The sequence below is a fragment of the Vibrio fluvialis genome, from assembly GCF_900460245.1.
GTDB lineage: Bacteria > Pseudomonadota > Gammaproteobacteria > Enterobacterales > Vibrionaceae > Vibrio > Vibrio fluvialis.
The window spans coordinates 1,364,634-1,379,252 of the sequence record NZ_UHIP01000002.1 but is presented as its reverse complement, the minus strand read 5'-3'; the positions used below and the strand labels follow the sequence as shown (position 1 = coordinate 1,379,252).

The following is a 14,619-nucleotide window of genomic DNA, read 5'->3' as shown; positions in this document are numbered from 1 at the left end:
CCAACGTATGTTTTCCATGCTTGAAGCACGTCTTTCTCTTTTGATGCCTTGCTGCGTAAGACTTTCTCTCATCAATGAAAAATAAATTTTCAAAACACGACCAATTGGTCAAGTTTTTGCTTTATCCATTCATAACGATGCGTTGCAAACCGAAAGCCTTAATTCAAACAGCAACAATCTCAACTCAAACCATAAAATGAAAACGGAGAATTTCATGAAACTAAATCAGTGGATGACTGCTGCGGCACTTTCTGTGTCTGCACTGCTCTCAACTTCGGCGCTGGCGGATGATCCGCTGAAAGTCGGCTTCGTCTATGTCGGACCGATTGGCGACCATGGTTGGAGCTATGAGCACGACCAAGGCCGTATCGAAATGGAAAAGTACTTCGGTGGAAAGGTCAAAACCACGTTTGTTGAAAACGTACCGGAAGGTGCGGATGCGGAACGCGTGATCACGCAGTTGGCGAAATCGGGCAATGACGTGATTTTCACCACCTCTTTTGGCTTTATGAACCCAACGGCGAAAGTGGCGAAACGTTTTCCGAAAGTGACCTTTGAGCACGCCACCGGCTACAAGATGGATAAAAACCTGGGCACGTACGTGCTGCGTACCTATGAAGGTCGTTATGTGTCCGGCGTCGCAGCGGGGATGGCAACCAAAACCAACACGCTGGGCTACATCGCAACATTCCCGATTCCTGAAGTAATTCGCGACATCAATGCCACCTATCTGGGCGCGAAGAGCGTCAATCCAGACATCAAACTGAAAATTGTTTGGGTCAACACCTGGTATGACCCAGGCAAAGAGTCGGATGCAGCGAACGCACTGATTGACCAAGGCGCAGACATCATCATTCAGCACACCGACAGCCCGGCGCCACTGATTGCCGCTGAAAAACGTGGCGTGATGGGGATTGGCCAAGCGTCTGACATGAGCCATTTTGCGCCGAAAGCGCACATGTTCTCTGTGCGTGACCACTGGGCGCCGCACTACATCAAAACCGTCGAAGGTGTGATGGATAAAAACTGGAAGCCACAGGATTACTGGGGCGGCCTGAAAGATGACGTTCTGCAGATCGTGTCAATTAACCCTGACCTACCTGCTGAAATCAAACAGGCTATACTCAGTACAGAAGACAAAATTAAATCTGGCGCTATCGTTCCGTTTACCGGCCCGATGAATGATAACCAAGGTCATCAAGTGATTGCTTCAGGTCATTCTCTGACGGATAAAGAACTTGCAGGCGTGAACTGGTACGTCGAAGGTATCGACGCCAAGATCCCTAACTAATCTCACCTCCGGCTCGCGTCTCCTGCTCACGGTGCGCGAGCCGTTTTTTACCTAGTAAGTTGACCAATTGGACAAGTTTTAAAAAACAGAGGAAGTTATGTTAGAGCTCATGATTAACAGCGAAGTGATCAGAGTGGAGTCGGCCAAGGCGGATTCCATGCTGCTCAACTATTTGCGCGAACAAAAACAGATGACAGGCTCTAAAGAAGGATGCGCCAGTGGCGATTGCGGTGCCTGCACCGTCGTCATGGTTGATCTGGATGAATCTGAGCATCTTCGTTATCGTCAGATCAACGCCTGCATTACGCCGATTCATGCACTGCATGGCAAACAGATCATTACCGTCGAACATCTTAAACAGGGTGACACCTTGCACCCGGTTCAGCAAATGGTGGTCGATAAACACGGCACGCAATGCGGCTTTTGTACGCCGGGGATTGTGATGTCGCTGTACGCCCTTTCAAAACAAGAAACAGCACCAGAAAAACCCAGTGACTTTCTCGCCGGAAATTTATGCCGCTGCACAGGCTATGGCCCGCTGATTGACGCCGCCAACACCATTGCTCATAGCCAAATCGACGACCCACTCAGTCGTCATGACGACACGGTGAAATTCTGGCTCGGCTCTGTTGCCGAAAGCAGTGAGCCGCATTATGCGCGTCCTGCTAACCGTCAAGCGTTAGCCGAAGCGATAGCCGCCATGCCGGATGCCAAAATTATCGCGGGCGGGACCGATTTATCGCTCGAAGTGACCCAACAAATGAAATCGCTGCCTCAGCTCATCGATATTTCTCATGTGGATGATCTGCTGGGGATTTCTGAAACCACGTCAGGCTGGCGAATTGGCGCTGCGGTGCCGATGAATCAGGTTCACGAGTTCGCCAAAGCGCATTTCCCAACGGCAGATGAAGTTATTGAACGCTTGGGCAGTTTAACCATTCGTCACCGCGCAACGCTCGGTGGCAGCCTTGGTCATGCCTCGCCAATTGGCGATATCGCCCCGCTTCTAATTAGCCTCAACGGTCGTATCGAAGTCGATGATGGTGAAACCCGCATTCTGTTTGCACCCGAAGATTACATTACCGGCTATCGTGAAACGGTATTGAAACCCAATCAATGGATCAGCGCGATTCAGCTGCCGCGTTTAGCACCGAATCAGCATCATGCGATCTACAAAATCAGTAAGCGTTACGAAGACGACATTGCGACCGTGACTCTGGGCATCAATATGACCATTGCCACCGATGGTCGTATCAAGAACTGCATTATTTCAGCAGGCGGCGTCGCAGCGAAATCAGTGCGATTGCATGAGCTGGAAAAAGTGTTTGTCGGTCGTCCGTTGACACTGCCCATCGTAAATGCAGCGAAAGCGTTAGTGCCAACATTGATTAAGCCGCTGAGCGATGTACGCGGCAGTGCTGACTATCGGGTGAAGTTGGTACAAAACCTGCTGCAACGCTTTTATCTTGAATCGCAACACGTTGAAACAAGGTTGGTGCAACATGCGTAAGTTAACGTCGATTGAATCCTCACACACGCAGCCGCATACCGCGTTCCAGGTGGTTGGGCGTTCTCACAAGCACGAAAGTGCTGAAAAACAAGTCAGTGGTGAAGCGCAGTTTCTGGATGACTACGCCACGCCACGCGGTTGTTTGCACGCTGCCGTCGTTACCAGCGCGATTGCAAAGGGCCAAGTCAGATCGGTGGATCTGAGCGCGGTCAGTCAGGCTGACGGTGTCGTTCGTGTGCTCACGGCGGACGATATTCCGGGCGAAAAAGACATCGGGACCATCTTTAAAGGTGACCCGTTGCTGATGCTGAACGGCGAGATTCGCTATTTCGGTCAACCCATCGCTTTGGTGCTGGCCACCAGTCATGAACTTGCCTGGAAAGCGGCTCGTCTGGCGAACGTCGAATACACAAAAAGTGACAATGTCACTCTAAGTTATGCCGAAGCGAGCCTTAACGAACCTTTGTTGGCTCGCCATCAAATGGGCCCGAATCCCGATGCGACGTTGTTCGACCAAGCCGACATTCATCTTGATGGCGACCTGCATGTGGGCGGTCAGGAGCACTTTTATCTGGAAGGCCAAGCGAGCCTTGCTGAACTCACGGAAGATGGCGGCATCTTTCTGCGCTCTTCAACCCAAAACCCGTCGGAAGTTCAAAAGCTGGTTGCCGAAGTGCTGGCAGTTGATTTTAACCGCGTCACCGTCGATATGCGCCGCATGGGCGGCGGATTTGGCGGTAAAGAGAGCCAGGCTGCGCAGTGGGCATGTATGGCGGCGCTGGGGGCGTTCTACACTAAACGTGCGGTAAAAATGCGTTTGCCACGCGCCGTGGATATGACGGCGACGGGTAAACGCCACCCCTTCTATAACCGTTATCAACTCGCGGCGGATAAACAAGGTGTGATCCAAGCCGCCAGTATCGAAGTAAACGGCATCTGTGGTCACTCGCCGGATCTTTCGGATGCCATTGTCGATCGCGCGATGTTCCATGCCGACAATGCTTATTCCCTCGGCAAGGCCACGGTGGTTGGCAATCGTCTTAAAACCGATATGGTCTCTCACACTGCGTTTCGAGGCTTTGGGGGCCCACAAGGCATGATCGTGATTGAAAAAGCGATGCAGGATCTGGCGCTAGCCACCGGACTCGATGCACTGGATGTGCGCCTGAACAACCTGTATCGCGCGGGCAAGAACATCACGCCATACGGGATGGAAGTGGAGCAGTATGACGAGATGCGCGGCATCATCGAGCAGTTAGAAGCTGATGCTGACTACCGCGCGCGCCGCTTAGAAATCGAACAGTGGAACATGCGCAATCCGGTGCTGAAAAAAGGTCTGGCGCTTACCCCCATCAAGTTCGGTATCGCGTTTACCGCTACTCACCTCAACCAAGCGGGCGCGCTGATTCACATCTACACCGATGGCACGTTGCAGGTGTCGCACGGCGGGACGGAAATGGGCCAAGGTCTGCACACCAAAGTTCAGCAGATTGTGGCGCAGTCGATGGGCATATCGCTTGATAAAGTCCTCGTCACGTCAACGCGCACCGACAAAGTGCCAAACACCTCGCCAACCGCCGCCTCTTCAGGCGCCGATCTCAATGGGATGGCTGCTCACAACGCGGTCATGACCATCAAGGAACGTTTACTGGCGTTTGCTCGCGAACATTATCACTGCGATAACCTGGATATCGTCAACGACACTTTAGTCGGTGCCGCGAACCCTGTTTCTTGGGCGGAGCTGGTGCAACAGGCCTACATGCATCGCGTGTCGCTCTCGGCCAGTGGCTTTTATCAAACACCGAAAATCGGTTACGACCGCGCCACCGCGACCGGTCGTCCGTTCTTCTACTTCTCGCTCGGCGCCTCTTGCTCAGAAGTCACCATTGATACGTTGACGGGCGAACTGCGCGTGGATCGCGTGGATATTCTGCATGATGTGGGTAGCAGCCTTAACCCGGCAATTGACCGCGGCCAGATCGAAGGCGCGTTTATTCAGGGATTGGGTTGGCTGACAACCGAAGAATTGGTGTGGGCCAAAGACGGTCGCCTGCTCAGCAACAGCCCGATGAATTACAAAATTCCGACCATTGGCGATTATCCAAAACAGATGCAGATTGCGTTGTATGACAAAGCCAATCCGGAGCACAGCATTTATCGCTCGAAAGCCGTTGGTGAGCCGCCGTTTATGCATGCCATCAGCGTTTGGTGTGCCATTTACGATGCAGTGGCGTCCATTTCTGAGCATCGCTGCGCGCCGCACCTGCATGCGCCGGCAACAGGCGAAATGATTTTGAGCGCCTGTGAGCATCAACAGCGGTGGCTTGAAAGCCATCCAGTGAAGGAGAACGCCGATGTCATTCTCTCATAACGCCTTTCTGGCAAGTCCGGGCCTCAATTGGCTGGCGGCGTGTCAGCAGCTCGAGCAGCGCGGCGAAGCGTACTGCATCGCAACGGTTGTCGCTTATGTCGGATCTGTACCTCGTGCCAGCGGTGCCAAGATGGTGATCACGGAGACAGCGCAGTTTGACACGCTAGGCGGTGGCAATCTGGAGTTTCAAGTCATTGCGCAGGCGCGTGAACATCTCAAAGCCAAGCACAGCGACGTCACGATTGAACGCTTTTCTCTCGCGGCGGATTTGGCGCAATGTTGTGGTGGCGCGGTGCAAGTGATGTTTGAGTACTTTCAAACGCAAACGCCGCAAGTGGTTATCTTCGGCGCAGGCCACGTGTGTCAGGCGTTGACGCGTGTACTTTCGGAGTTACCGTGTCACGTAAAAGTGGTGGATAACCGTGCTGAGTGGCTCACGCCGCTCGCTCAACTTGGTGTCGAAACACACCATTGCGACGACCCGCGTCAGGCGATGATCAGCCTGAACGATAACGCCTATCTCATCATCATGACCCAAGATCACGCGCTGGATTTCGAACTGACGCTGTCTGCGTTAGAAGCTCGGCGCTTTGCGTTTGTGGGTCTAATTGGTTCGCAAGGCAAGCGCCAGCGTTTTGAGTTTCGTCTCAAAGAACAGCTGAGCAATCCGGCATGGATTGATGCCCTGACCTGCCCGATCGGCCACCCGGATGTGCAAGGAAAGTTGCCGATGCAAGTGGCAGTGTCTGTCGCCGCGCAATTGATTGGCCTGTTCGCCCTTCAAACACCAACGCCATCATCCGGTGATGCGCAGTGGCAGCAGGCCAACCAAGCCCGCAAATCACTTAAGGAAACGCACGAATGAACTCCACCCTGAATCAACTCGATTTGAGTGAAGAACAGCTGGCACAAATTTGTACCAGCAGACGTTGGCAGCAACTCATGCAAGCTGCCATGCCGTTTGAGTCGGCCGCGGTATTGAAGAATGCCGCAGATGCCGCGTTTGCCCAGCTTGATGAAGCCGATTGGCTGGAAGCCTTTGCCGGACACCCGATGATCGGCGACATGGCCAGTCTTGAGAAGAAATACGCGCAGGGTAAAGCGCTGAGTGCTAAAGAACAAGGTCAGGTTCAGCTCGCGTCCAACGAAACGCTGCAAGAACTGTTGGTGTTGAATCAACAATACCGCGCGAAGTTTGGTTTTATTTTCATTGTCTGCGCCACCAACAAAAGTGCCGACGACATGCTGGGCCTGCTTAAGGCGCGCATTCACCGAACTTACCAACAAGAGCTGCAACAAGCTGCAATTGAACAACAAAAAATCAGTCATATCAGAATGGAAGCGTATATATGAATCAATTAAGTTGTCATGTACTCGACACGGCCAATGGCCGCCCGGCCGCAGACATTACCGTCAAGCTGTTTCGCTTGGGCAGTTTTGAGTGCCTTGCTGAAGCGCAAACCGACCAGGATGGTCGAGTCAAATTTTCCGAGGTCTCACTCGATACGCACAACTACACCCTACGATTTTTGGTACAACCCTACTGTGAGGCGCAATTTGGACAGGCATTTTTCCCGATGATCGACGTTCATTTCACGGTGGGTGAAACGCGTAACTATCACATTCCATTGCTGCTCTCGCCTTATTCCTACTCGAGTTACCGAGGCAGTTAATATGGTGAAAGACAATTCAGCATGGCAAGTTCACCGGGGAAGCATTCTGCACTTCCCTAAAGTGACATTGTCACCAAAAGACAACTATGAATACTGGAACGACGGTGTTTTAGTCATTGAACATGGTCGTATACAGCATGTGGGGGATGCGAAAGCGTTCTTCGCTGTGTCGGCCAATAAAGCGTTGCTGATACAGGGCAACGTGGTCCAGCACCGTGGGTTGTTGATCCCCGGCATGATTGATTCACACGTGCATTTTCCGCAAGTCGAAATCATCGCCAGCTACGGCAAACAATTGCTCGACTGGCTCAACACCTACACGTTCCCGACCGAACTGCGCTTTTCCAACTACGACTATGCAAAAGTTCAGGCGCAATTTTTCCTGCAACAATTGTTTGCGCATGGGACGACAACGGCGAGCGTTTACGCGACGGTGCATCCTCAGTCGGTCGACGCCTTTTTTGAAGCGGCCGAGCAATACGACGCGCGCATGGTTTGCGGAAAAGTGATGATGGATCGCTTCTGTCCTGACGAGCTGCAAGACACGCCTGAATCGTCGTATCGCGACAGCAAAGCGCTGATCGAACGCTGGCACAATCAGGGCCGCGCCCTGTACGCAATTACGCCGCGTTTTGCGCCAACCAGCACGCCGCAACAGTTGGCAAAAGCCGGACAGTTGGCCGATGAGCATCCGGACACCTTCATTCAGACTCACTTGAGCGAAAACATCAACGAAGTGGCGTGGGTGAAAGAGCTCTATCCGCATGATGATGATTATTTGGGGGTGTATGAACGTAATCATCTGGTGCGCGACCGTGCGCTGTTTGGCCATGCGATTCATCTGAGCGAGCGTGAACAACAAACGCTGGCCAGTAGCGGCGCGTCCATCGCCTTCTGCCCGTCTTCCAACCTCTTTCTCGGCAGCGGGCTGTTTCCGTATGACAAAGCGAAAGACGCCGGCATTCCGGTGTCGATTGCCAGCGATGTGGGTGGTGGAACCAGTTTGAGCCTGCTGCGCAATCAGGCCGATGCCTACAAAATCTGTCAGTTACAAGGCGTCAGCCTGGATGCGTTTGAATCGCTCTACCTCTGCACTCAAGGCGCCGCCGCTTCAATGGAACTCGATCACCTGATTGGGAATTTTAACATCGGCACTGAAGCCGACTTTATCGAACTCGATCTCACTGCATTTCCGATGCTCAAGCAGCGCACATTGCGTTGTCAGGATTTGTCTGAGCAGCTTTTCGCCCTTATCACCCTTGGCGATGAGCGAGTGATCGAGAGAACTTACGTTCATGGAAAATTAGTCTATCAAAAGGATATGTTGTTATGTGGCCACAACTCTACGAATGGTTTGCGTTATTCATCAAATGGTTTCATGTAATTTGTGGCATCGCATGGATTGGTGCGAGCTTTTATTTCACTTGGCTGGACAACAGCTTAGAAACCCCGCCGCAATGGAAAAAAGACAAAGGTATTAAAGGCGATCTTTGGGCTGTACACGGTGGCGGTTTTTACGAAGTGGCCAAATATCAGGTTGGCCCGGAAAAAATGCCGGAGAAACTGCATTGGTTTAAATGGGAAGCCTATTCGACCTGGCTGACGGGTTCGGCATTGCTGATTTGGATGTATTACTTCAACGCGCAAGCGTATCTGGTCGACCCACGTGTGATGGAACTCACCTCGCTGCAAGCAGTTGGCGTGGGTGTGGGCGGTATTTTGCTTGGCGTCGTGGGGTATGAGGGCTTGATGCGCTCTCCGCTTGGCCGCAACACGCTGTTGTTCAGTGGCGCGTTAATCGCCTTTGGCGCTCTGTTTTTCTATGGATTTACGCACCTGTTCAGCGGCCGCGGCGCGTTCATCCATATGGGGGCATTAATTGGCTCCATTATGGTCAATAACGTCTTCCATAAGATTATTCCGGGTCAGCGCAAAATGGTGGCGCAGGTGGCTGCGGGTGAACCGGTCGATCCTGCGCCCGGCCTGGAAGGCAAACGCCGCTCGATTCACAATAACTACTTCACACTGCCGGTGATTTTCCTGATGATCAGCAACCATTACCCGATGGTGTATCAACATGCGCACAGCTGGTTGGTGGGGATGCTGATTCTGGTGATCAGTGCTTACATCCGTCACTACTTCAACCTCAAGCATTCCGGTGAGAAAAAACCGTTCGTGATGTTTTCCGGTGCGGCCGCGATGTTTGCTCTGGCCATCGTGATTAGCTGGCAAGCGACCGAACAGATGCACATGGCGAAATCACTTCCCCGTGAAGCTGCGCCTGCCAGCGCGACGGTCACGGCCTCGCTCAATGCGGAGCAACACATTGCGCAGCAGATCATTGAGCAGCGGTGCAGCCAGTGTCACAGCGCCACGCCAACAGATGATGTATTCAAAGTGGCGCCGAGTGGCGCGGTGTTTGACAGTTGGCAAGACATTGACCGCTGGAAATCTCGCATTATTGCCCGCGCCGTAGACAGCGGTGATATGCCGTTTCTCAACAAAACCCAGATGACGGACGAAGAGCGCCAGCAGCTTAAGCGGGCATTGTCCGCACTCAATTAATTAAAAAGACGAACATAAGTAAAAGCCACCTAGGTAACTAAGTGGCTTTTTTATCGGCTATGGACTAACCATGGTTGCTGGTTAAAGGGGGGGAAAAGAAGTGACCAGAACAGTGACTTAATTTCTCGCCGAGGAAACTTGGTGAATCATCGCAGAAAGCGATAATTCCGGTAGGTTTAACAATGCGAAGACCACCAACGCAACAATCATGAAGGTTGGTAACAACTGCATAAAGTAGAAAAACAGAAAGCCTTCACTGTAGTTTGAAGAGGAGTATTTCTTTTTCATCACTCTAGCCTCAATCTCCATCGCCTATGGAGCGGTTTGACGTCGTTAATTTGGGTTAACGCATGGTCACTGCTTGTCATTCCGAAAACATCAATGAGGGCGATTGAACTTTGCCAATTTGTGCCGTTCATTTTTCATGAATGTTGAAACCATACGTACGCGAGTAGCGTGATCTTTAGGTCGTGAGTTGACAGACTTCAAGGTGACCACATACCTACTTCTCCTGTTCGGGAAGATGATATTAATACTAGTGCATATATTTTGAATTACCACTTAACACAAATAAAAAACATTCTTATTTGCTGTTTCTTATTTTAGAGACACAAATGGGGCAGATTGAACCGCAATGTAAAGCATTGTAAATCGACGAACCCTTTTTCTGTTGGATGCTCCAATGCTGGGTTCGATAAAACGAACGGCATTAAAATATTTCAATAAATTAAGGACTAACACATGAAATCTGTTTCGCTTTTTGCCTTACTGGGCTGCGCTTTGTTGTCGACGTCAACCATGGCACAAGATCAACCCTCTGGTCGTCCGGACATGGGGCCGCCTCCGAGCTTTTCGGATATGGATAGCAACGGCGATGGCGTATTGACGCAAGATGAAGTTCAGGGACCCATGCAGCGTGATTTCAGCAGCATGGATACCAACAATGATGGGCAGTTGACGGAAACCGAAGTCGATACGTTTATGAAGAACCATAAACCGCCACAGCGTCCTAACAACGATGAATGACATCGAGTTATTATAGAAACAGAAAGAAGAAGCCCGGTTACAAACCGGGCTTTAGTTTAATTGGCCGATGATAACTGTTAGCGAAAGCGTTTGACCATCTCAATAAAGCAGCTGAGCGCAGTCAGCACATCAGCTTCCATCACTTGTTCTCGCGGATTATGACTGATCCCTTTCTCGCAGCGCACAAACAGCATGCCAATGTCGGTGAGCTTGGTCATTGCCAGCCCGTCATGCCCTGCGCCACTCGGCAGGAAACGTGGCGCGATCTGCGTAACAGTTTCGACCACATCCGCCCATTGTTGCTGAAGCTTAACGTTGCACAGTACCGCTTCGGCCTGGTAGATGTTTTCGTGGTGAAAAACCAAGTTGCGATTGTGTGCAATGTCGGTCAACTGCTTCAGCAGATCAACCGTGCACTGCTCCAGCGATGGTTGAGACAGGCTGCGAATATCAATCGTAAAACGGGTTTCGCCGGGGATCACATTGACAGCGCCCGGCAACACGTCACATTTACCAACGGTGGCAACAATCCCATTTTGCTGCGCAAACTTCTCGATGGCGATGATCATTTCCGCAGCGCCACACAACGCATCGTGGCGTAAATCTACCGGCACGGTGCCAGCGTGGCCTGCCATGCCTTTTACTTGGCATTGAAAGCGCTTCGCGCCCGCGATGCCCGTGACCACTCCTACTGGCAGGTTTTCCGCTTCCAAAACCGGGCCCTGCTCAATATGCACTTCCAGATAGGCCAGAGTTTCCTTTGCTGTCCGTGCATCGCAGCCCGCTTGGTTCGGGTCAAGGCCAAAGGTGCGCATCGCTTCCGCCATCGAAATGCCATCAGCATCTTTCACGTTCAGCCATTGCGGATTAAAGCATCCGGCCACGCCGCTGGAACCGATCAATGTGGTGTTAAAACGGGTGCCTTCTTCATCGGCAAACGCAACCACGTCGATATGAAATGGAAACGCTTCATCCGCCAGTTGAGCGAGCGTTTCGATGGCCAGAATAACGCCTAAATTGCCGTCATATTTGCCTGCATTAGTGACGGTGTCACTGTGAGATCCGAGGATCAGCGTCGGTTGTGATGGATTAGCGGACACTTTACGCCCCCACTGATTGCCGACACTGTCTTGCCAGGTTTCAAGGCCTGCTTCACGCATCCATTGCGCCAATTGGTCATGGGCGGCGCGATGCTGTGGCGTCAGATAGGCGCGCGTAATTGCGCCCTCGTCAGCGCTGAATTGAGCCAGCGCGTCTGCTTGCTCCATCAGCTTTTTTGCCTGCTGCGCCATGGTATTTTTTTCTGCTGTAATCATCAGCGCTCCTTGCGTTGATTCACCAAACTCACGTTGTGTTCTGTATGCACCTTACTGGTGTGATTAGGCATAGAATTCCATTGCTGCAATGACCGATTGCCCCGGCACAATCACCGCTTTGTGTTTGATCAGAATCGCTTCCAGCGCCGCAAGCGTTGCCAACACGCATTCTTGGCGAGCGTTATACCCCATGGTACCGATGCGCCAAATTTTGCCATGCAGCGGACCAAACGAGGTGCCAATTTCAATCCCGAAGCGTTGCAGCAGCTCAAGGCGAATCGCATCACCATTCACATTTGCCGGAATGTAGACACCTACCACGTTGTTCATTTTGTAAGCTTGGTTGCCGAACAATTCCAAACCCATGGCACGAAGGCCTGCCGCCAGCGCATCCCCTGCTTGTTTATGGCGTGCAATCACCTTGTCTGCGCCTTCTTCAAGGAAAAGGCGCGCACATTCACGTGCGGCATAGAGCATCGACGTCGCTTCCGTATGGTGGTTCAAACGTTCCGGGCCCCAGTAATCCATGATCATCGCCAAATCGAAGTAGTTGGACTGAATCATCGCCTCTTCACCTTGGGTGTGGTGGTCGGCACGAATGCCCGCTTCGACGTGTTTACGGCGGTTAATCAATGCTGCGCAGCGATCGCTTAAGGTAATGGGCGCAGAACCGGAAGGACCGCCAAGGCATTTCTGCAAGCCAGCCGACACCGCATCAAGATGCCATTCGTCGACTTTAAGATCGTTCCCCGCAATTGACGCGGTGGCGTCACAGTAGAACAGCACGCCATAACGCTGACAGATTTCGCCCATCTCTTTGAGCGGCTGGTTCATTGTGGTGGATGTATCGCCTTGAACGGTCGCGAGCAGCTTAGGTTGAAATGCTTTGATTGCCGCTTCGACTTTTTCCGGCGGGCACACTTCCCCCCATTCGATATCGATGGTCTTCACTTCAGCGCCAACACGTTGGGCAATTTCACACAGCAAGTGACCAAAGCGGCCAATCACCGGTACCAGCACCTTGTCGCCGGGCTGTAACACCGAAACCAATACCGCTTCAATGCCGGAACGCGCCGTGCCATCCACCAACATGGTTTGCTGGTTTTGGGTCTGGAAAACACCACGATACAGGGACTGTACCTGATTCATGTAGCCGGTCATGACCGGGTCGTACTGGCCAATCAGAGATTGAGAAATGGCCTGATGAACGCGTGGGTAGGCATTAATTGGCCCGGGCCCCATAAGCAGACGCTGCGGTGGGTTCAGGGTTTCAAAAAGTTCGTTTTGGGCGGTCATGTTATTCTCCAAGTAAACTGGTTCCATCACTACGAGGATCGCTGGTCGCACACGCCTTTCCATGCGTATCGAGAATGATTGCGCCAGCGTGTCCCATGAGTTCGTTGCAATCGGCCACAAAGGTGACATCGTGGCCACGTTGTTTTAACGCATCGCCATATTGCTCATACAGCGATTGTTCAAGTCGTAAATTGTTGGTGCTGTTACCCCATGTGCGGCCAAGAAGCCAGCGCGGTGCAGCAATCGCATCACTGAGTGAGAAATTTTGATAGTGGTAGCGACTAAACAGGCACGCTTGTGTTTGTGGCTGGCCTTCGCCGCCCATGGTGCCGTAACTCATGCGGCGACCATCGGCGAGTTCGGCATAGGCCGGATTCAAGGTATGGAACGGCTTTTTACCCGGCGCTAACACATTGTGGTGACGCGCATCGAGCGAGAAACTTTTTGAGCGAATGTTCCACAAAATGCCCGTTTCTGGCAAAAACACGCCCGAGCCGAACTCCCAATACACGCTTTGAATAAAGCTCACCATGGTGCCATATTGATCGCTCGCGCCCATCCAAATGGTATCGCCCGGTTTGGCCTGATGCGGCCAAGGCAGCGCCTCACTTAAGGAAACATTGGCCGCACATTGGTCGACGACGGAGTCAATGAGCCACTCCTGAAGCGGCTGACTTAAAAATTCTTCGTCGCATACTTCGCGATCACGAATGATGAAGGCTTGTTTGGTCGCTTCAACCAGCAGATGAATATGGTCGACTTCGCTCTGCGCTTGTGACGCCAGCCGATCGTAAATCGCCAGAATCAGCAGTGATGCCACACCTTGCGTAGGCGCGCCAAAGTTGTATAAACGCCCTTTTGCGGTGTTGACGGTGAGCGGTGCCAACACTTTTGCCTGATGAGCATGAAAGTCGTCCAACGTCAGCGGGCTGCCTGCGGCTTGCAGCTCTTTCGCCGCGGAGGCGGCTATCTCGCCACGATAGAAATCATCTAGCCCACGTTCAGCCAAGGCTTGTAATGTGTTGGCGAGCGCCTCATTCACTAAGGTATCGCCGACTTTGAGCGTTTTGCCTTGCTTGAGAAAGTTCTGCGCAAAAGCTTGCAATGAGGCTAGGCGTTCAAAGGTTTTTTCGCTGGCGTTGACTAAGCTTTGCGTCACTTCAACACCGTCACGGGCGGCATCAATGGCAGGTTGCAGCAACTCGGTTAACGTGAGCGTACCCGCGTCTACTTCCAACGCTTTTTGCCAAGCCGCAATGGTGCCGGCCATGGTAATCGCAGATTCACCGCCGCTGAATGGCAGTTCATCACCCAGCGCGCGATAGTGTTCGACGTTCACATTCAGCGCTGCGGCGCCGCAGCCATCGATGGCAACGGGTGTCTGGCCAGCTTTGGCGATCAGCCAAAAACTGTCACCACCTATGCCGTTCATGTGCGGGTATTGCACCGCAATCATCGCGGCGGCGGCGACCATGGCTTCACTGGCGGTGCCGCCAGCGTCGAGAATTTGCTGACCGACTTGCGCGGCCTTAAAGTGCGGGGCAGTAAATGCCGTTTGATGCTTCATTCAC

General features: G+C 52.3%; 13 protein-coding genes. 9 read left to right on the top strand and 4 right to left on the bottom strand.

The window, feature by feature from the left end; translation table 11 throughout:
* The first annotated feature begins 214 nt into the window (after positions 1–214).
* The 8 genes from DYA43_RS21385 (at position 215) to DYA43_RS21350 (ending at position 9,410) form a co-directional block, all read left to right on the top strand.
* Positions 215–1,291: a BMP family ABC transporter substrate-binding protein gene (locus DYA43_RS21385; protein WP_024375425.1), complete on the top strand. Its 1,077-nt coding sequence runs from the start codon at positions 215–217 to the stop codon at positions 1,289–1,291.
* 97 nt (positions 1,292–1,388) lie between these two features.
* A complete protein-coding gene (gene xdhA, locus DYA43_RS21380; RefSeq protein WP_061055635.1) occupies positions 1,389–2,801 on the top strand; it encodes a xanthine dehydrogenase small subunit in 1,413 nt (470 codons plus the stop codon).
* On the top strand, positions 2,794–5,172 hold the full coding sequence (xdhB, locus tag DYA43_RS21375; RefSeq protein WP_061055634.1) for a xanthine dehydrogenase molybdopterin binding subunit: 2,379 nt from the start codon (positions 2,794–2,796) through the stop codon (positions 5,170–5,172). The genes xdhA and xdhB overlap by 8 nt, the downstream gene beginning before the upstream one ends.
* Positions 5,156–6,037: a xanthine dehydrogenase accessory protein XdhC gene (xdhC, locus tag DYA43_RS21370; protein WP_061055633.1), complete on the top strand. Its 882-nt coding sequence runs from the start codon at positions 5,156–5,158 to the stop codon at positions 6,035–6,037. Before xdhB ends, xdhC begins: the two co-directional genes overlap by 17 nt.
* Positions 6,034–6,525: a 2-oxo-4-hydroxy-4-carboxy-5-ureidoimidazoline decarboxylase gene (locus DYA43_RS21365; protein WP_061055632.1), complete on the top strand. Its 492-nt coding sequence runs from the start codon at positions 6,034–6,036 to the stop codon at positions 6,523–6,525. The genes xdhC and DYA43_RS21365 overlap by 4 nt, the downstream gene beginning before the upstream one ends.
* Positions 6,522–6,845: a hydroxyisourate hydrolase gene (gene uraH, locus DYA43_RS21360; protein ID WP_061055631.1), complete on the top strand. Its 324-nt coding sequence runs from the start codon at positions 6,522–6,524 to the stop codon at positions 6,843–6,845. Before DYA43_RS21365 ends, uraH begins: the two co-directional genes overlap by 4 nt.
* A 1-nt stretch (position 6,846) precedes the next feature.
* Entirely contained in the window at positions 6,847–8,229 is a 1,383-nt protein-coding gene (gene guaD, locus DYA43_RS21355) for a guanine deaminase (protein ID WP_061055630.1), read from the top strand.
* Complete coding sequence (locus DYA43_RS21350; protein WP_081094700.1) at positions 8,175–9,410, top strand: urate hydroxylase PuuD; 1,236 nt, start codon at positions 8,175–8,177, stop codon at positions 9,408–9,410. Before guaD ends, DYA43_RS21350 begins: the two co-directional genes overlap by 55 nt.
* A gap of 117 nt (positions 9,411–9,527) precedes the next feature.
* Here the strand turns inward: DYA43_RS21350 and DYA43_RS23000 are convergent, their stop codons facing one another.
* Positions 9,528–9,698, bottom strand: a complete 171-nt coding sequence (locus DYA43_RS23000) for a hypothetical protein (RefSeq protein WP_169804145.1) — start codon at positions 9,696–9,698, stop codon at positions 9,528–9,530.
* A 453-nt stretch (positions 9,699–10,151) separates the two neighbouring features.
* On the opposite strand from DYA43_RS23000, the gene DYA43_RS21345 reads away from it, so the two are divergent.
* Entirely contained in the window at positions 10,152–10,436 is a 285-nt protein-coding gene (locus tag DYA43_RS21345; RefSeq protein WP_020328585.1) for an EF-hand domain-containing protein, read from the top strand.
* Positions 10,437–10,513: 77 nt separating this feature from the next.
* Here DYA43_RS21345 and DYA43_RS21340 read toward each other — a convergent pair whose 3' ends face one another.
* The 3 genes from DYA43_RS21340 to DYA43_RS21330 form a co-directional block, all read right to left on the bottom strand.
* Positions 10,514–11,752 (bottom strand): allantoate amidohydrolase, encoded by a 1,239-nt coding sequence (locus tag DYA43_RS21340; protein ID WP_061055629.1) that lies wholly within the window; start codon positions 11,750–11,752, stop codon positions 10,514–10,516.
* Positions 11,753–11,815: 63 nt separating this feature from the next.
* Positions 11,816–13,048: a pyridoxal-phosphate-dependent aminotransferase family protein gene (locus DYA43_RS21335; RefSeq protein WP_061055628.1), complete on the bottom strand. Its 1,233-nt coding sequence runs from the start codon at positions 13,046–13,048 to the stop codon at positions 11,816–11,818.
* A gap of 1 nt (position 13,049) precedes the next feature.
* Positions 13,050–14,615 carry a gamma-glutamyltransferase family protein gene (locus DYA43_RS21330; RefSeq protein ID WP_061055627.1) on the bottom strand — a complete coding sequence of 522 codons (1,566 nt, stop codon included), beginning with the start codon at positions 14,613–14,615 and terminating at the stop codon, positions 13,050–13,052.
* Positions 14,616–14,619: the final 4 nt, after the last annotated feature.